Source organism: Flavobacterium sp. 2755 (genome assembly GCF_031455715.1).
Taxonomy (GTDB): domain Bacteria; phylum Bacteroidota; class Bacteroidia; order Flavobacteriales; family Flavobacteriaceae; genus Flavobacterium.
On the sequence record NZ_JAVDTG010000016.1, the window covers coordinates 1 to 18,002 of the forward strand.

Annotated in this window: 20 protein-coding genes and 1 riboswitch; of the genes, 4 read left to right on the forward strand and 16 right to left on the reverse strand. The window is 33.0% G+C overall.

All coding sequences use genetic code 11. The features are described 5' to 3' along the window. Positions 1-338: 338 nt before the first annotated feature. The 6 genes from J2Y38_RS23900 to J2Y38_RS23925 form a co-directional block, all read right to left on the reverse strand. Positions 339-890, reverse strand: a complete 552-nt coding sequence (locus J2Y38_RS23900) for a DUF6252 family protein (RefSeq protein WP_309847747.1) — start codon at positions 888-890, stop codon at positions 339-341. Positions 891-1,195: 305 nt separating this feature from the next. Further along, positions 1,196-1,594: an inner membrane protein YiaA gene (yiaA, locus tag J2Y38_RS23905; protein ID WP_232682648.1), complete on the reverse strand. Its 399-nt coding sequence runs from the start codon at positions 1,592-1,594 to the stop codon at positions 1,196-1,198. 399 nt (positions 1,595-1,993) lie between these two features. Further along, the gene (locus J2Y38_RS23910) at positions 1,994-2,530 is read right to left on the reverse strand and encodes a DUF4252 domain-containing protein (protein ID WP_309847751.1); all 537 of its coding nucleotides are present in this window, start codon (positions 2,528-2,530) and stop codon (positions 1,994-1,996) included. 2 nt (positions 2,531-2,532) lie between these two features. Then, a complete protein-coding gene (locus J2Y38_RS23915; RefSeq protein WP_073486241.1) occupies positions 2,533-3,060 on the reverse strand; it encodes a DUF4252 domain-containing protein in 528 nt (175 codons plus the stop codon). A 17-nt stretch (positions 3,061-3,077) separates the two neighbouring features. Beyond that, positions 3,078-3,533, reverse strand: a complete 456-nt coding sequence (locus J2Y38_RS23920) for a hypothetical protein (RefSeq protein WP_309847754.1) — start codon at positions 3,531-3,533, stop codon at positions 3,078-3,080. Next, the gene (locus J2Y38_RS23925) at positions 3,520-4,029 is read right to left on the reverse strand and encodes an RNA polymerase sigma factor (protein WP_053474321.1); all 510 of its coding nucleotides are present in this window, start codon (positions 4,027-4,029) and stop codon (positions 3,520-3,522) included. The genes J2Y38_RS23920 and J2Y38_RS23925 overlap by 14 nt, the downstream gene beginning before the upstream one ends. A 161-nt stretch (positions 4,030-4,190) precedes the next feature. On the opposite strand from J2Y38_RS23925, the gene J2Y38_RS23930 reads away from it, so the two are divergent. Continuing rightward, complete coding sequence (locus J2Y38_RS23930; RefSeq protein ID WP_309847757.1) at positions 4,191-5,627, forward strand: S41 family peptidase; 1,437 nt, start codon at positions 4,191-4,193, stop codon at positions 5,625-5,627. Positions 5,628-5,732: 105 nt separating this feature from the next. On the opposite strand, the gene J2Y38_RS23935 is transcribed toward J2Y38_RS23930, so the two are convergent. The 8 genes from J2Y38_RS23935 to J2Y38_RS23970 all read right to left on the reverse strand — a co-directional run bounded on the left by J2Y38_RS23935 (position 5,733) and on the right by J2Y38_RS23970 (position 13,484). Next, a complete protein-coding gene (locus J2Y38_RS23935; protein WP_309847760.1) occupies positions 5,733-6,770 on the reverse strand; it encodes a DUF5074 domain-containing protein in 1,038 nt (345 codons plus the stop codon). A gap of 5 nt (positions 6,771-6,775) precedes the next feature. Continuing rightward, positions 6,776-8,626, reverse strand: a complete 1,851-nt coding sequence (locus tag J2Y38_RS23940; protein WP_309847763.1) for a TonB-dependent receptor domain-containing protein — start codon at positions 8,624-8,626, stop codon at positions 6,776-6,778. 26 nt (positions 8,627-8,652) lie between these two features. After that, positions 8,653-8,855, reverse strand: a riboswitch (cobalamin riboswitch). A 66-nt stretch (positions 8,856-8,921) separates the two neighbouring features. Then, positions 8,922-9,458: an alpha-ribazole phosphatase gene (gene cobC, locus J2Y38_RS23945; protein WP_309847767.1), complete on the reverse strand. Its 537-nt coding sequence runs from the start codon at positions 9,456-9,458 to the stop codon at positions 8,922-8,924. Beyond that, the gene (locus tag J2Y38_RS23950) at positions 9,443-10,228 is read right to left on the reverse strand and encodes an adenosylcobinamide-GDP ribazoletransferase (protein WP_309847769.1); all 786 of its coding nucleotides are present in this window, start codon (positions 10,226-10,228) and stop codon (positions 9,443-9,445) included. The genes cobC and J2Y38_RS23950 overlap by 16 nt, the downstream gene beginning before the upstream one ends. Before the next feature lie 110 nt (positions 10,229-10,338). Further along, positions 10,339-12,018: a nicotinate-nucleotide--dimethylbenzimidazole phosphoribosyltransferase gene (gene cobT / locus J2Y38_RS23955; RefSeq protein ID WP_309847772.1), complete on the reverse strand. Its 1,680-nt coding sequence runs from the start codon at positions 12,016-12,018 to the stop codon at positions 10,339-10,341. A 145-nt stretch (positions 12,019-12,163) separates the two neighbouring features. Next, positions 12,164-12,673, reverse strand: coding sequence for a bifunctional adenosylcobinamide kinase/adenosylcobinamide-phosphate guanylyltransferase (cobU, locus tag J2Y38_RS23960; protein WP_309847775.1), 510 nt, complete (start codon positions 12,671-12,673; stop codon positions 12,164-12,166). A gap of 30 nt (positions 12,674-12,703) precedes the next feature. Continuing rightward, on the reverse strand, positions 12,704-13,084 hold the full coding sequence (locus J2Y38_RS23965; RefSeq protein WP_309847895.1) for a four helix bundle protein: 381 nt from the start codon (positions 13,082-13,084) through the stop codon (positions 12,704-12,706). A gap of 37 nt (positions 13,085-13,121) precedes the next feature. Beyond that, positions 13,122-13,484 carry a DUF5522 domain-containing protein gene (locus J2Y38_RS23970; protein WP_309847778.1) on the reverse strand — a complete coding sequence of 121 codons (363 nt, stop codon included), beginning with the start codon at positions 13,482-13,484 and terminating at the stop codon, positions 13,122-13,124. Positions 13,485-13,579: 95 nt separating this feature from the next. Between J2Y38_RS23970 and J2Y38_RS23975 the strand changes: the two genes are divergently transcribed. The 3 genes from J2Y38_RS23975 (at position 13,580) to J2Y38_RS23985 (ending at position 16,678) form a co-directional block, all read left to right on the forward strand. After that, a complete protein-coding gene (locus tag J2Y38_RS23975; RefSeq protein ID WP_309847780.1) occupies positions 13,580-14,722 on the forward strand; it encodes an ABC transporter substrate-binding protein in 1,143 nt (380 codons plus the stop codon). Between the two features lies 1 nt (position 14,723). Further along, positions 14,724-15,752 carry a FecCD family ABC transporter permease gene (locus J2Y38_RS23980; protein ID WP_409025154.1) on the forward strand — a complete coding sequence of 343 codons (1,029 nt, stop codon included), beginning with the start codon at positions 14,724-14,726 and terminating at the stop codon, positions 15,750-15,752. Between the two features lie 149 nt (positions 15,753-15,901). Next, a complete protein-coding gene (locus tag J2Y38_RS23985) occupies positions 15,902-16,678 on the forward strand; it encodes an ABC transporter ATP-binding protein (RefSeq protein WP_309847782.1) in 777 nt (258 codons plus the stop codon). Here J2Y38_RS23985 and J2Y38_RS23990 read toward each other — a convergent pair. Together J2Y38_RS23990 and J2Y38_RS23995 are read right to left on the reverse strand one after the other, a co-directional pair. Then, positions 16,675-17,481: a hypothetical protein gene (locus J2Y38_RS23990; RefSeq protein WP_309847785.1), complete on the reverse strand. Its 807-nt coding sequence runs from the start codon at positions 17,479-17,481 to the stop codon at positions 16,675-16,677. The genes J2Y38_RS23985 and J2Y38_RS23990 overlap by 4 nt on opposite strands. A gap of 37 nt (positions 17,482-17,518) precedes the next feature. Next, positions 17,519-18,001, reverse strand: coding sequence for a hypothetical protein (locus J2Y38_RS23995; RefSeq protein ID WP_309847787.1), 483 nt, complete (start codon positions 17,999-18,001; stop codon positions 17,519-17,521). Between the last annotated feature and the right edge of the window lies 1 nt (position 18,002).

Here is an 18,002-nt window from a genome sequence, read left to right on the forward strand (position 1 = left end):
ACTTTGCGCATAAGACGCACTGCTGTGCGTTTCTACGATATACTTTGTGTATTTGTTTGTCGAAAAATGTATATAAATTCCATTCCAATTTTCCGTAGAGGCGCACAGCAGTGCGTCTACGTCCAGTATTCACATCTGTTGATTTACTTTGCGCATAAGACGCACTGCTGTGCGTCTCTACGATATACTTTGTGTATTTGTTTGCTGAATAAAATATATATTCATCCCAATTTTCTGTAGAGGCGCACAGCAGTGCGTCTACGCCCAGTATTCACGATAGGATTAAAATAAAAAAGCTCCCATTAAAGGAGCTTTTTTTATATGGAAACATGTCAGAATTATTTTTCTGGTACATCATATCTGTAGCTAAAAGTACCGTCGGTTACTTTTGTTGTAACAGGGTTAGTAACGCTAATTGGTTCATCATCATCATCTACACAATTAAATGAAAATGTTCCGGTTACTTTTTTAGCAGTTAAGTCAATTGCTGTAATTGATACTGAACCATTAACAGGATATTGACTTTTTCCTTTAGTGTTAAATGAGATTTCAACTTGTGTTTTAGAAGCGTCAAAAGTGTTTTTTGTTATAGGATATGTTCCTACTTTTAGATCGCTTCTTTTAATGTAAAGTCTAATTTCATCTACAAAATTTTTGTTTCTTCCTTGTAAAAGAATATATTCTTCTGCAGGATACATATCAAATAATGTTTTTGTAGCATAATCTGAACCAAACGGATTTTGCATTTCCCATAAAGTACCGTCAACTTTTGCAGTCATTGCAAATTTTGATGATGGTGTTTCTTGATCTTCCGGGTTGTCGCTGTTATCGCTTGAACAGCTGTTTAATGCTAAAAGTAAAAATAGAAAAAGGATTTTTGGTGTTTTCATTAATGGTATTTGTTATATTAAGAAGTAAATGTAAATGAATTTATTTTAACATTTTATTTGTAAGATTGAAAAAAATGTATATTATACAATAAAAAAAGCTCCAATGAAAATTGGAGCTTTTTGTTTTTTTTACTTTGCGCATAAGACGCACTGCTGTGCCGTCTCTACGATATGCTTTGTCTGTATATTTTGTGTGATTTGTTGGTCGAAAAATAATATTCACCCCAATTTTCTGTAGAGGCGCACAGCAGTGCGTCTACGTCCAGTATTCACAATATGATTCAAAACAAAAAAAGTTCTAAAATCTATTCGTTTTGACTAAAGTTCATATTGTCTCTGGTATTTTTTTGTACTGAAATAGCACCAAATAAAGCCAATAAAAATGCAAATGCATAAAATCCTTTTTCGCTTGGTAAAATAGTAGCATTCCATAATCCTACAACTAAAAGAACAATTGACAACAATGTTCCAAACCAGCAGATTCCGTAATAAATATCAGTTACAGGAAGTTTTTCTAAACGATCTCTAACACTTTTTTGCAGCGAAACAACAGCAAAAAGTCCGAACATTAAAACGGTAAAATAATATCCTTTTTCGTTTAACAGCATTTCGGCTCTGGCAAGTCCAACTATAAAACCAATTGTTCCGGCTCCAAGAGCAACCCATGATGCCGCGATAAAGGCATTTGATGTTTTTTGTATCATAATTAATCAGGTTTATTTAAATTTTGAGATCTAAGTTTTTGGCAGCTTTAAATCTCATTTTGTAAATGTAACTAAATTCAATTAAGATCAAAATAAAAATTATCACGTATATTCTTAATTATTTGATTAAAATAATCCGTCCCAAATTTCTGTAGAGGCGCACAGCAGTGCATCTACGTCCAATATTCACGTTTGTTATACTTTGCGCATAAGACGCACTGCTGTGCGTCTCTACGATATGCTTTGTGTGGATTTTTTAGATTGAAAATATAATGAAGTCCGCCCCAATTTTCCGTAGAGACGCACGGTAGTGCGTCTACGTCCAGTATTTATAAAGTAGGATTAAAAACAAAAAAAGCTCCCAAATGGAAGCTTTTTTTTGTTTAAAAGTAAGATGTTTTATTTAACCAACTGCTGTAAAAGTTTCAATTGTTCCATGTCTATTTTTGATTCTTTCAAAACAGACATTAAAGTCATAATGTTATTCGGGTTCATATTGTTTCCTAAAACGCGGACAACGGCAAAACCATTTTCTTTTCTGTTTGCAAAAACTATGAATTCTTTGATGTTGTCATCAGAGCCGACATAACTAATTGATGCGCCGTCTTTACCGGAACCAACTTTCATTAATTCCTGATATTTTGGGTCTTTTAATATGGCCTTAACTTTATTTCGTTCTGCTTCAAATTGTACCTGATTTTTATCATTTGCTTTAAAGGCTAATATGTTCATTTTGTCGAATGAATTTATCGCTTCTTTTTGCTCTGCAGACAATTTAGTACTTTCGAGATTTAAAATAGAAGACGAAACATCGAGTGCAATAAAGTCTTTTTTGTCTGTGTTTTCGACAAAATACTTTTGCAGAGAAGGCTCAGAATTACAACTTACAAAAGTTAGTAATGCTAAAATGGCTGTGGTGAAAACGCTGATTTTCATGATTATTTTTTGCCTTTAGAAGCTTTTTTCAAGTCAGTTCCGCCAGGAAGCTGCATTTTGTCTGTAAGTACTGAGATTTCATTTAAATCGAAATTACCTGTAAGAGACAACAAAACAGATTCTTCACTTTTTGCACCGTCAATAAACATTAGCAATTCTTTTACCTGCGTATCTGTAGCGCCAGATTTCACTAATATTTTTACGTTTCTTCCGCTGTCATTTACTCGCATTAATTCTTCTAAACCGGCAGATTTTACATATTTGTCGGCAGAAGCTTTCATATCAGCTTCGATTTTAGGGTTCTTTGTGGTAAACACTTTTAAGTAGTCTAATTTTTTAATCAGATTAATGTATTGCTGTGTTTCTTTATCAGAAGCATCAACTTTTACTTTACTCATTAAATCAAACATTTTTTTGTTTACAATTACTGAGGTTACATCGTCCTGACCGTCATATTTGTCAAAGGCACTTTGAGCATAAAAAGCTTGTGTAACGAATGCGAAAACTAGTGTTATGATGAAATTTTTCATTTTATTTTTGTGTTTAATTACTGTTTAAAAATTTTGTTTTTTGATTGTTCATATTCGCCAATGTATTGTACACTTTCAATACCTACATTAACATTGTTTGACAATAGAGCTAAAGCTTTTTGCGTTGCTGCAAGAGCTTCTTCAGGATCGTCGTAGGTTCCTAATTCTGACTGTGCGACAACCGGAGTCGTTTTTTCGCCTGCAAAATAATAGGTTCCAATTCCTAGTAAAACAACAACTGAAGCTGCAATCGATATCCACGCCACATTTCGTTTTTTAGTTTTTAGTGGAATTTCCTGCGTTGATTTTTGTTGTTTTACCTGAGAGAAATAACCAAAAATTGGTTTGTACTGCTCCAAATGCTGCGCAACATCTGATGAAGAAAAATAGTCTTTTAATTGATTTTCTTCGGCAATAGTAGTTTCTCCCTGAAAGTATTTTTCTAATATATTTTCTATTTTATCTAATTCCATAACTGTGTGCATTTACCATTGATTCTCTTATTTTTTTTCTTGCTCTCGAAAGTGCCACCCGAATTGCGGTTTCGTTCATATTAACGATTTTTGCAATTTCTTCAAATTCATATTGTTCAACATCCCGTAACTGGATTAATATTTGAAGCTGTTCCGGCAGCTGATTTATAATTTTCCCAACCCATTCTAGACTATCAGCATCTTCTAATTTCCGGTCTAACTGCGGCTCGCGATCTGTAAAATTATTATGAACGATCTGGAGGTTTCCGGCTCTTTTCGATTTTAACTGATCTAAACAATAATTTTTTGTCATGGTCATGGCCAGTGCTTCAACATTATTGTAAGTGTCCAGATTCTCTTTTTTATTCCATAATTTTACCATTACTTCCTGAGTAGCATCTTCGGCTTCCTCGGTACTGGTAAGCAATCGTTTTGCCAGACGAAAAACTTTGTCTTTAAAAGGATTAACTAATTCTATAAACACATTCTGGTTCATAAATTAAAAGGTTATTCGTTAGCTTATATAGTCAAGACGAGCCACAATTATTTTTGTTACAGGAATAATGTAAAATTTTTTTAGGTAAAAAGAATACTACTTAAAACTAAAGGTAGTATTTTTACGTTAATAGAATACCAAGACACCGAAACCTAATTTCTATGAAACCAATTTTAAAGTCAATACTGCTTTTATTTGTATTAACATTTGCCCTGCAATCTTGTGAAGATGAGGATGATGTTAGAGCTCCTGCGGAGTTACAGGTAAACGATTTTGTTTGGAGAGGATTAAATACGTACTATTTATGGCAGGCAGATGTGCCTAATTTAGCCGATGATCGCTTTGGCACAAAAAGTGAATTAAATTCTTTTTTAGCCGGATATTCACATCCAGAAGACTTATTTCAGGATTTATTAAACAAACCGGTAAGCAAATATCCAAGTAATGCTATTGATCGTTTCAGCTGGATTGTAGAAGATTATACCGTTTTAGAACAAGAACTTAACGGAATCACTAAAAATAATGGTGTTGATTTTAAACTTACCAGAGTTGCAGAAGGGTCTAATGATTTAGTAGGTTATGTTCGTTATATTATCCCAGGTTCTGATGCTTCTGGTAAAGATATCAAAAGAGGGGATTTATTTACAGCTGTAAACGGAACTAAATTAACCGTTTCAAATTACCAGTCGTTATTATTAGGGCCTGATACTTATACTTTAAATTTTGCCAATTCTAATGGCTCTTCTTTTGTTTTGAATGGAAAATCACTTTCTTTAACTAAAACCACTTTAGAAGAAAACCCAATTTTAATTAATAAAGTAATTACTTCAGGCAGTCATAAAATTGGCTATTTAATGTATAACGGTTTTTATCAGGAGTATGATGGTCAATTAAATGAAGCATTTGGAGAATTAAAAGGGCAGGGTGTTACAGATTTTATTTTAGATTTAAGATATAACGGAGGAGGTTCTGTACGTACTGCAACACGTTTAGCAAGTATGATTACGGGACAGTTTGACGGCGAAATATTTTCGAAAAGACAATATAATTTTAAACTAATGGCTGGTTTGAGCGCCGAAAGATTAGAGGAGTTTAATGAAAGATTTGTTACTAATTTTGGCGGTAATTCTGTAAATAGCCTAAATATGGCTACGGTTTATGTTTTGACAACTTCAAATACGGCGTCTGCAAGTGAATTGGTTATAAATGGATTAAAACCATACATCAACGTTGTTCAAATTGGCGAAACCACTATTGGTAAAAATGTTGGATCTATAACTCTATATGATTCAAAAAGTTTTGATAAAATAAATGTAAACCCAAATCATAAATATGCAATGCAGCCTTTAGTATTTAAAATTTCTAATGCTGCAGATTTTGGAGATTATACAGGAGGTTTGGTTCCAACGTATGTTCAGTATGAGTATATTAATAATTATGGTGTTTTAGGCGATCCTTCTGAGCCATTGCTGAATTTGGCAATCTCTAAAATTACAGGTTCTGCTGCTAAGAAAATCCAAACAGATCATAACGCAGTTTTACCATACATAAGCGATTCTAAAAAAATCAACGGATTACGTAATGAAATGTATTTGTAAAATGCTCTAAAAGGGTTTTGAAAATATAATAGAAATAAAAAAAAGGCTTTCAGAAATGAAAGCCTTTTTTTACCAAAAACAAATAAAAACTAATTCTAAAGTAAATTAATCATTAAAGTAAAAACCGTTTGGACCCACTCCAACAGTTAATTCTTTTTGTAAACTTCCAGTTAAACTGTAAATGTATGCTTTACTATCAGCCTTATAATCGCCGCTGTCAGCTAAATAAATACGGCTTTTGTTAACTGCAAATCCGTATAAATAACCCAAATTAGCCGTTAATATTGCAGTTGTTGAAGCTTCAGTTGCGCTTGTAGCGATAGCGTAAACAGAATTTCCAACTGTATAATAAATTTTATTTTCGTAAACATCTAAAAATCCAGCTCCGTCTAATGATTCTGGGAATGTAATTCTAGAAATAGAGTTGTCTGCTAATTTTACTTTTACAATTTCGCTTCTGTCTCCGTTAGGGCCTCTTAGGATATATAAAGTTCCATTGTCTTCTTCGATAGAATCTGCATTTGGACCAATTGCTACAGGAGTTTCTAATGCTTTTGTTGCAATATTTACTACTAATAATTTATCACTATTATAGTATTCCGTGATATATAATTTACCGTTTTCTTCTACAAGTCTGTTACCTGTTGCGTTTAAGTTAATTTTAGACTCATATGTATTTGTAGCTAAATTGATTACAGCAACATAATCATCAGTATTTCCGTTTGGATTATTTACTGAAAAATAAGTATTAGCATTAGTTACATAAGCTTTACCATCTTTTACAACACCATATCTTGGATTTGCAAGTCCAGTATCGATTTTAGCAATCAGTTTAAAAGTGTATTTATTTACAACATTTATAACATTTGATCCACCAGCAATAATATAAGCTCTGTCTCCGTCAAAAAAGATATTTTGAGCATATTTTCCAAGCAAATCATTTCCATTTGCCGCCGTATATACATCTTTTGTGAACGAACTGAAATCATTGCTGGAAAAAGAAATACTTCCAACATCAGCACTTCCTTCATTTAAAATAAGGAATCCGTTTTTATATTCTACCTGGTCATTATCGTCATCATTCGAACAAGAAACGAACAACGAAACGCTAAACGCCATTAAAAGTAATTTACTAAGTTTCATAATTATTAAAATTTTAGAGTTAAATACATATTGAAATTTCGGCCCGGCATAGGTCTGTTTTCCAGACTTTCATAATCTTTATTGAAGATGTTTAAAACCTGAAAACCAAGTTTGAAAGAGTCAAGGAATTTAAAATCGTAATCGATCCCAAGATTTGAAATGTTATAATCGTTTATAATTTCGTCCGGATTATTATCGGCCCTTGTGTAAACAAAACCGTTGTATAAAAATTGATAGTAAGCAGAAATTCTGTTTCTTGAATAAGCGACAGAACCCGTTACTTTATTATAAGGAACAAAGAAAAGCTGCTTTTTAGTGGCTTCATCTTTTGAAGCAGTATAAGCATATGAAGCATTTGCACTGAAGTTATTTTTACCGAATTGTTTTTTCCAGCTCAATAAAGTTTCTGCACCGTAACTATTAACATTGTCTTTATTAGTAGGACTCCAGATGCCATTTTTGCCAGGAACCCATTGCAGTAAATCTTTAATTTTGATATAGTAGAAATTCTGTGTAAGCGAAATATTTTTGAAAGTAAACACGTTTCCAATTTCTGCCTGATATGAACTTTCAGGTTTTAAATCAGGATTTCCACCTTCTTCCCAATACAAATCATTATAAGTAGGAATTCTGAAGTTTCTAGATACATTCAGTTTGAAATTGTACAATTTGCTAAACTGATACGAAGATCCTAAAGAGAACAAAACCGGAGATTTATAATTATCCGTAAACTCTTTTCGGATGCCAAGTTCGTTTTTCCACGCCTCAGAAAAATCTTGTTTGATCAATATCCCTGCAGAACTTATTTCACGAACGTGATCGCCAAAACTGCTTCCGTAACCTTTAGTTCTGTTATAATCTAAAATTCCGTTTATTTGGGTTGATTTGAATAAGGTATATCCTAAATCAACTTTTGTAATTAAACTTTCGGTTTTTCCGTAAGTGTAAATATTGCTCGAATTATCAGCAAAATATTGATAGTTTTCAAAGATATACGCGGTTTTAAAATTGGTTTTAAATTTTCCAAAATCACCGTCGTACTCTAATAAACTTCGATTGAAACCATTTACATATTTACTTTTTGTATCAGTTTCTACAACTAAAGAAGTATTTCTGTCCGTATTTGAAAACTGACTATATAGTTTTAAAGTGTTTTTTGAGTCGATTTTATAACCCGCATTAGCGCTCATGGTTATAATATCATATTGACCGTTTTGGTTCCAGCGCTGTTCGCCTCGCCAGGTGTAACGGTTTAAATATTTATAATCGTTTGTGGAACTGTTTTTAGAAAAACCAATTTGTGCGCTCCATTTTTCGTTAGAAATATTCGTTTTATAATTTATTCCAATAGTATTAAAACTTCCGTAATCCAGTTTTAAATTATTCTCAAATCGATTATAAAATGCCAGATCGTTATTTAAATGCACCGTTCCGCCAATTGCACCGCTTCCGTAAATAACACTTCCACCGCCGGCTTTTACACTAATCGAATTATAATCAGAACCCGAAATTGTGTTGAAATCGGTGCTTCCGTTCATCTGTGAATTAATGTTAATTCCGTTCCAGATTACAGCCGTTTGAGAAGAGGTCGTTCCGCGAAAAGAAACTGTAGAAAGCATTCCGCGTCCGTATTCCTTAAAATAAATAGTTGAATTGAAATTTAAAAGATCAGTTAGTAAAGCTTCATTTTTATTGATAATCGAATCACTAAGCTTTAAAACCGATTGTGAATTGGAGTATTTTTTAAGATTGGCATCAGAAACTACAACTTCTTTTAATTTAATAGAATCGCTCTGCGCCGAAATCAATTGGCACAACATTAAAAGTAAAAAAGCAAAACGTATTCTTAAAGTCATAATTTCTACACTCTTTTTCCCGAGAGCTCGATATTTGTTACAAAGGCAGGTCTCCTGGCTTGCGTCTTGTTGTTTACCTTCCCATTCGCCGGGGCGAGCAGTGGTTTTGTAGTTTACAACAAGCATTCTTTTTAGAACTAAGCTTACAGTTGCGGGAACAGCTCAAGATTTTACTTGATTCCCTTTTAATGTGTTTTATAAAAACACAACCTTAATTTGCTGCAAAGATAAAGTTAAAATTATTGAATATTCAAATTTGTTTTACTATTTCAATTAAATACTAAACAAAACTAAATTAAAATGTAATTTTTATAACTTGTCCAAAATCAACTTTATTTTGAAAAGCCTCTTTTAATGGCAGTGAAGTTTGATGGCATAATATGCTTCTGATACTTCCGGCATGCGCTACAATAATTACCGGCTGCTGAGTTTTTGACGAGATTTGTTCTTCTAAAAAATCACCAACTCTTTTATGTAATTCTACAAATGATTCACCATTTAAAACTTGAATGTTTACAAAATCTTCCATCCACGGATTTAATTGTTCAGGCGGAATTTCGTTCCAGTTTTTCAATTCCCAGTCGCCAAAATTCATTTCTTTTAAACGTTCGTCTTCCTGATAAGAAATTGTTTTTATATTTTGCTGAATGTGTTTTGCTAAAATAGAACAGCGTTTTAGCGGACTTGAAAAAATAATAGCTTCAGTAGGTAATTCTGAAACAATTCGGTTAAAAATTTCATCAAAAGGTTCCGCAATATTAACATCAGATTGTCCGTAACAAATTCCTTTTTCGCAGATAGTTTCGGTGTGGCGAACTAGATAAATTTCCATATAAAAAGAATACTTAAATAATAAATTACTTCGCAAACTTGCTGTGTTGCGCCAAGACAATCTCCCGTATAACCGTCAATCCATTTTTGGTAATATCTGGCCAGAAAATATCGGGTTATAAAAACTGGAATTAAAGCTAAAAGAACTTTATAATTGAAATAGGAGAGTGCCAATAACGGAATTAACCCAAAGAAAAAAGATCCAAAAACTTCTTTCCAGCTATGTTGTTTGGCAATTGGTTTACTTTTGCTCGAAGCATCATCACGAGAATATTGATGTGTAAAAATAATGCTGATCGCCGCCAAACGACTTAAAGAATGTGCCGAAATAAATAAAAGATAAATCAGCAAAATGTTATTGGTGAAAAGTAAGATTGATTCTGAAAGCAGTTTGAATTTTGCCAAAAAAAGTAAAACTAATCCAATTGCTCCATAAGCACCAATAGCGCTGTCTTTCATAATCATTAGGATTTTTTCTTTGGTCCAGCCGCCGCCAAATCCGTCGCAGACATCTGCAAATCCATCTTCATGAAATGCTCCGGTTGTTAGAACTGAAATTATTATTGCAAAAATTACAGCTGTTTCTGTTGAAAGAAAAAGGGAAAAAATATAAAAAGCCAGAAATGAAATAGATCCTACAATCCAGCCAATAAAAGGAAAATATCTTGTTGCTTTGTTTAAATAATCTGGATCGTGAGTAATGTTTTTTGGACAAGGAATTCTGGTGTAGAACATTAAACAGGTAAAGAAAATGTGTAGTTCTTTTTTCATTTAAGATAAATTTTTGGTTTGGTTTTGTCATTGCGAGGAACGAAGCAATCACACTAACAATTGATTTAGATAATGAGATTGCTTCGTTCCTCGCAATGACAAATTGAAGTTTACTTGCGGCTAACTCCAGCGCTTTCAAAACTAGCCATTTCATTTAAAAAAGCCTCAGCCGATTTTAAAATAGGAAAAGCAACTGCACAGCCCGTTCCTTCGCCAAGACGCAAATCTAAATTTAAAATAGGTTTTGCACCAAGGTAATCTAATAATTTTTGATGCGCTTTTTCGGCAGAGCAATGGCAGAAAACGGCATTTCTTTTAATATCAGGATTTATTTTAGAAGCAATTAAATAAGCAACAGAACAAATAAAGCCATCAACAAGAATCAGCATTTTATTTTCATAAGCCGTTAACATTCCGCTTGCCATTTGCATAATTTCAAAACCTCCAAAGTAGGCGATTTGTTGTTTTAATTCGGCTTGACCGGAATAATTCCCGATTGCTTTTTTTAGAATATTTTGTTTGTTGAGAAGCTTTTGATCGTTAATTCCGGTTCCTTTTCCAACGCATTCTTCGATTGAAAAACCAGTTAGAAAACTCATTAAAATCGATGCTGTAGAAGTATTTCCAATTCCCATTTCCCCAAAACCAATACAATTAGAACCAGTTTTAGCAATATTTTCTACAATTGATTTTCCTTTTTCAAAACACAAATTCAATTCTGTTTCACTCATGGCGGGAACATGAAGAAAAGATTGTGTTCCTTTTGCAATTTTAGCATTAATCAATTTTGCATTTGTTGGAAAATCATAGTTTACGCCCGAATCTACAATTGATAATTCTATATTATTTTGTTTACAGAAGACATTTATTGCAGCGCCGCCTTCCATGAAATTTGTCACCATTTGTCGTGTTACATCCTGCGGATAATCACTCACGCCATGATTCGCAATTCCGTGATCTGCTGCAAAAACAACAATATTAGGATTTAAAATTTTAGGATTTAAAGTTTCAAAAACGGCCGCCATTTGAAAAGCTAAAGTTTCTAACGTTCCCAAAGCACCAACAGGTTTTGTTTTTGAATCTATTTTTTCTTGTAAAAGTATATTGAAATCGGTTTTGTTTTCAATCTTATTTTCTGTCTTTAAATCAAAATCAGAAATAGTGACTTGATGAATTTCATTGATTTCTTTACAGTCTGCAGTTTCAGATTTTTGTTTCCAATGCAATTGCTGCAGCATAGGCTGATTGCCGTAATTTGTGGCAGGTTTTCCAATACAGAAATAACCAAGAGGTTCTATGTTTTCTGGTAAATCAAGTATTTTTTTAAACTGATAGTAATTCAAAATTGAAACCCAGCCCATTCCATAACCTTGTTCTGTGAGCGAAAGCCAGATATTCTGTGCCGCACAAACCGAACTAAATTTTACCGCTTCATTACTGCCAATAGTTCCAATCGTAAACTGATTTAAAACAGAACGATCGTAAGCAATGATAAGACCAATTGGAGCTTCTTCAATTGCTTCTAATTTTAAGGATCTATAAAGTTCTTTCTGCTCTGGATTATCGGTAAGTTCTTCGGCTTTTTTATTATAGTCTAAAAATAGGTTTTTAATGGCACATTTAACTTCATCGGATTTGATGATATAATATCGCGTTGCATCAGTCAACCCAACAGAAGGCGCCCAATGTCCGGCCTGTAAAGCTTTTTGAATTACTTCATCAGGAACTTCATCGGTTGTAAAATGTCGGGTATCGCGACGTGATTTTAATATATCGTCTAAATGGCTCATAATTTTTCAATTTCAAAAATCAATATCAATTTCAAAGTTCAATATCAATTTTTTCTCTTTATGTAAAGATACTTCACGATATTGGAATTTGGAATTTAAAAGTTTAGAATTTGATTTTTGCAATTGATATTGATTTTTGCCATTGTTAACCTTTGATCTTGACCGGAATTCCAGAAACCATCAAAACAACTTCATCTGCATTTGAAGCAAGGAACTGATTCATCCAGCCTTGAAGTTCGGTAAATTTTCTACCAATTTCGGTTGAAGCGTGAACGCCCATTCCAATTTCGTTGGTTACAATAATTAGTGTCGCGTTTTCCTGATTGGCAATTGAAAGGAATTCTTTTTTAGCTTCTTCTAAACTTAAGGTTACGTCGTTTTTATTGTCTACAAAAAAGTTGGTCAGCCAAAGCGTTACACAGTCGATTAAAGCAACTTTTCCGGAAAAGGCTATTTCGCTTAAATGTTTTTCTTTTTCAATATTCTTCCAGCGTTCGTCTCTTTCCTGCTGATGGCGATCAATTCGATTCTGAAAATCCGAATCCCATTTTCTGGCCGTCGCCACATAAATTGGAGAATTAGAAAGCTGCAAAGCCAGATTTTGAGCATAACTGCTTTTTCCTGATCGCTCGCCGCCGGTAATTAAATAAATCATTTATAATGGTTAATTATTGATTGTTAATTATTAATTTAATTTGGAAACTTTTTTTGCTTCTAAATGATTTTTGGAAGTTTTGAGAATACTCGTTATTAATTTCAAAATTGAAATGGCGTCATTATTAATATTTTCGAATTCCTTTCCATTTAAATAATCAGTTGCTTTTAATAATTCTAACCAATAAACAGTTTCATTAGCTTCTTTCTGAGCAATTGCAAATTTATGAATGAAGTCACTTTTGCTTTCAGCATGTTCAGCTTCTCTAATCATTGCGCCAACGCTAATTCCTGATCTCAGAAGTTGTTTAGAAAGCACAAATTCTTTTTTATCGTTATTTAAATATTGATATAGCTTGACAATTCTGATCGCAAAATCAAAACTTTTATTTTTAACAACGTTGTTTTTCATAATCAACAACTAACAATTTATAATTTATAATTAACAATTAGTACGGGCAATGACGACATTTATTTCCGCAGCAAGTTCCACGTTTTAAATGAAACCAGGCTTTAAAAACCATGTTGCCATCTTCTGTATAATAGTCAATTCCCTCAATTAGTTTTTCTGTTTTGGGTAAAGATATAGCTTTATTTTTAAGGGCATTTTTAGGAGTAATAGTTTCAATATAAGCATCGATTTTATCCTCGCATGCTTCTTTAAAACAAACGGGACAAAGACAGTCTCCTCCTTCAGAAAGATTGAAAATAGGCGGGTAATCATTACACCAGCATTTATTTTCAACCGAAATATCTCCACAGCAGAATTGAGATTCACAGCTCGAGCAAACTTTAATTTTTGTGGTATTCATGATGCAAAGATACAAATTGTTGAATTTTGTAAGAATAAAGATAAACAAAAAATTTAGAAAATGCTTTACCTTTGTTCCTTTCGAAAACGTAAAATATGAGACATTTATTCCCTAAATTGATTTTTATTTCTTCTTTTTTTATTCTCTTCGGATGTAAGAAGAACGAAACGAGCGAAGTAGCTAAAATTGAAACTGCAAAAAATAGTATCGAATACGCATCTGGACTTTCTATTGTGAAATATGATGCTTATTCAGTCGTAACAGTTTCAAATCCATGGCCTAACGCAAATAAGGACTTCAAATATATTTTAAAAGAAAAAGAAGCAAAAGTTCCGGATAGTCTTCAATCATACACTACAATTCAGGTTCCGTTAGAATCTGTTGTGGTAACTTCAACAACTAATATTCCGTTTTTAGAAATGCTGGAAGTGGAAAATAAACTGGTTGGTTTTCCGCATACCGATTATATTTCATCTGAAAAAACCAGAGCCTTAATTGACAAAGGTTCTGTGAAAAACGTTGGACAAAATGAAAAATTAAATATCGAACAATTAATAGAATTATCGCCAGATTTGATTGTGACTTTTGGTGTTGACAACAATAATCCGATGCTGGATAATTTGAAAAAAAGCGGTTTAAATGTTTTAATTCAGGGCGACTGGATGGAACAATCTCCACTTGGAAAAGCGGAATGGATAAAACTTTACGGAGCCTTATTTGGTAAAGAAGAAAAAGCAAAAGAATTGTTTGATAAAATCGTTCAGAGTTACGATCAGGCTAAAAAACTGGCTGCAGAAAAAACAGCAAATTCAACCGTTTTATACGGATCAATGTATGAAGATGTTTGGTACGTTGCCAAAGGAAACAGCTGGGTTGCCGAGTTTATGAAAGATGCTCACGCTAATTATTTATGGGCAGATTTAAAAGGAACAGGAAGTGAAGGTTTGTCTTTTGAAAAAGTTTTAGATAAAGCCAAAACGGCAAATGTTTGGATTGCTTCTGGTTCTTTTAAAAGTTTAGATGAATTGCAAAAAGCGAATCCGCATTATAGTGAATTTGATGCTTTTACAAATAAAAGTGTTTATAGTTTTGAAGGGAAACTGGGTGCAACTGGCGGAACGGTTTATTACGAATTAGCGCCAAGCCGTCCGGATTTAGTTTTAAAAGATTATATCAAAATTTTTCATCCTGATTTAATGTCGAACTACGAATTTACTTTTGCATCAAAACTGAATTAAATTGGCAAACAAAAAACGAAATACCATTTTATTTGTCGTTTTGGCTTTAGGTCTTTTATTGATGTTTTTTGCGAGCATTAGTTTAGGATCTGTCACGATTCCGTTAAAAGATGTTTTTACGAGTTTAACCGGAGGACATGCGACAAAATCAACTTGGGAATATATCATTATCAATTATCGTCTGCCAAAAGCCATTACTGCAGTTTTAGTGGGAACGGGTCTTTCGATCAGCGGACTTTTAATGCAGACTTTATTTCGGAATCCGCTTGCTGGGCCCTATGTTTTGGGATTGAGTTCCGGAGCGAGTTTAGGCGTTGCTTTCGTGATTTTAGGAGCTGGGTTTTTACCTTCGTTTTTAAGTGTTATTGCTTTATCGTCATACGGAATCGTTATTGCTTCCACATTTGGGAGTACATTAGTTTTATTGTTAGTTTTAGTAGTTTCACAAAGATTGCGGGACACAATGGCAATTTTAATTGTCGGATTAATGTTTGGAAGTTTTACAACGGCAATCGTAAGTGTTTTGACTTATTTCAGTACAGCAGAACAATTGCAGAAATTTACCTTTTGGTCAATGGGAAGTCTAGGGAATCTTTCCTGGCCAACCATTGGAATTTTGACGTTCTGTGTTGGAATTGGATTGCTTTTAAGTGCTAAAAGTATTAAACCTTTAAATGCTTTGCTTTTAGGAGAAAACTATGCAAAAAGTATGGGCTTGAATTTTAAAAGTGCCAGATTGATTATCATATTTGCAACGAGCATATTATCTGGAGCGATTACGGCTTTTGCCGGGCCTATTGCTTTTGTTGGATTAGCGGTTCCACATATTGCAAAGCTGACTTTTCAAACTAGTAATCATACTATTTTGTTTTGGAGTACTTTGTTTTTTGGATCGATTATAATGTTGTTTTGTGATATTGTGTCTCAAATGCCGGGGTTTGATGTTACGCTTCCAATAAATGCTATAACGTCTATAATTGGTGCGCCGGTTGTGATTTGGCTTTTGGTAAGGAAAAGAAATTTTCAATAGATATTAATTAGCCCACGGATTTTACTGATTAAACGGATTTTAGCAGATTGTTTTTTTAATCATTTTAATCCTTTATCCCGATAACTATCGGGAGTGGCAAGAAAAAACTTAGCAGCTTAGTATCTTAGAACCTTAGCAACTTTAAAAAAATGATAAGTATTTTAAAAACTTCAAACTTAAATATTGGATATAAATCCAAAAATGCGGTTGTGACTATTGCTGAAGACCTTAATTTAAATTTAAGCTCAGGAAAACTTATTTCTTTGATTGGAGCAAATGGAATAGGAAAATCGACTTTATTGCGAACCATTACCGGAATTCAGCATCCTTTATCTGGGAATGTTTATTTGAATGATAAAAATATTTCAACATATAAACCTTTAGATTTAGCACAGAATTTAAGTCTGGTTTTAACCGAGAAATTACCGCCAAGTAATCTTTCTGTTTTTGAATTGGTGGCACTTGGTCGTCAGCCTTATACCAATTGGGTGGGAACTTTAACCCAAACGGATATCGAAAAAGTTCAAGAAGCAATGGAGCTGACACAAATCGAACATCTTTCGCATAAAAAGCATTACGAAATAAGCGATGGACAACTGCAAAAGGTTTTAATTGCCAGGGCTTTGGCACAAGATACTCCGCTGATTATTTTAGATGAACCAACAACGCATCTTGATTTACTTCATAAAGTTTCTCTATTTAAATTATTGAAGAAGCTAACTCAGGAAACTCAAAAATGCATTTTGTTTTCTACACACGATATTGATTTGGCAATTCAATTAAGCGACGAAATGATTGTTATGACACCAGAAAATGTTGTTCAGGACGAACCGTGTAATTTAATTTCAAACGGAAGTTTTGCAGCTTTATTCAAAGATGAACATATTATTTTTGATGCCGAAAAAGGGAAGTTTATTGTGACTTAGAGATTGTTTTCATAACGTACTCTATAAACATGAAGTAAATTTTCTAAGTCATCAAATTTTACATTTAGATCACCGATATCTACCATTTCATTGTTAAAAGCAAGATAATTAGTGGAATTTTTTCCTCTTGTTTGTGTGAAAACTCTATCGTTATGTATTCTTTTCCATGAAACAAGTTTCTCATTTTTCAATTTAATTCCCTGATCATTTATTGTAATTTGAGGATCGTTGTCTCTTAACTTTTTTATATTATCGTAAGCCATATACAGTCCAAATCCGAGTAGAAATAAAGCAAAGTACTTTTCATGCCAAACAAAATATATTCCTAAAGAAATTAATACTGTACTTACAGCTAATAAGAACATTAAAGAGCCTTTTGAATAAAATATTAATGTTTCTTTAGGAACACTAATATCATCTTTATAAACATCTTTTTCAAGGAATCTTTTCTCTAATTTTTGGAGCTTTGCCTTTTGCTCAAGACTTTTAAATTCTGTTTTTTCAAACCAGCTGTCAGTTCTCCAAATTAACTTTTGATCAATTGCTTTTTGTTTTAATTCATGAACATTTCGAACATTTTCAAATGCCCAAATTTTCCATCTATTAACAAAATAACTCCAAGTTAACCAGCCACATAAAAATCCGAAGACAAAACCTATCGGAATAACCCAGCTTGGAAGTATTTTCATTCCGGTCAACACAAAGCTTAAAATAATGCTGGCTAAAATTATGACTGTGGGCAAATAGACAAGAGTTAATTTTCCTTTGCTTATAGCTTCATTAACTGTAACTGTTTCTTTCATATTATTTTTTAATACTCAAAAGTGAAGTTTATCACGACTAAATTATATTATTTTCTTTTTTAAATCTATTTCGATGAACATTGAGAGCAATACTTAATTCACTTACATCTGTACTTAATTCTTCAAGATCAAACTTCATTACCTGACCCGGTTCGATAATATAATAAATGAAATATTGGCTGTCGTGTTCTCTGTTGGCAGTATGTTCCCAAACTGCTCTTTCGTTTTCAATATTACTCCAGGGGACTAAGAGATCATCCTGGTACTGAATCCCTTTAGAATTAATTCTAAACTGGATTTCGTCAATTCTTTTTATTGCTTTGATAAGAAGAGGAAGTTGAAAAACAAAAAAGCAAAATAATGCTGTAACTACAATAAGTTGGTTTTGGATATAAAAGTAAATAAAGCCTGTAAGAGATCCAGTGACAAATAATAGTCTCTGAAGAATTTCTCTTCTTGAATAATAAATCAGGAATTCTTTAGAAAAACTAAGATTATTTTCATCGACAAGTGGTCTCATA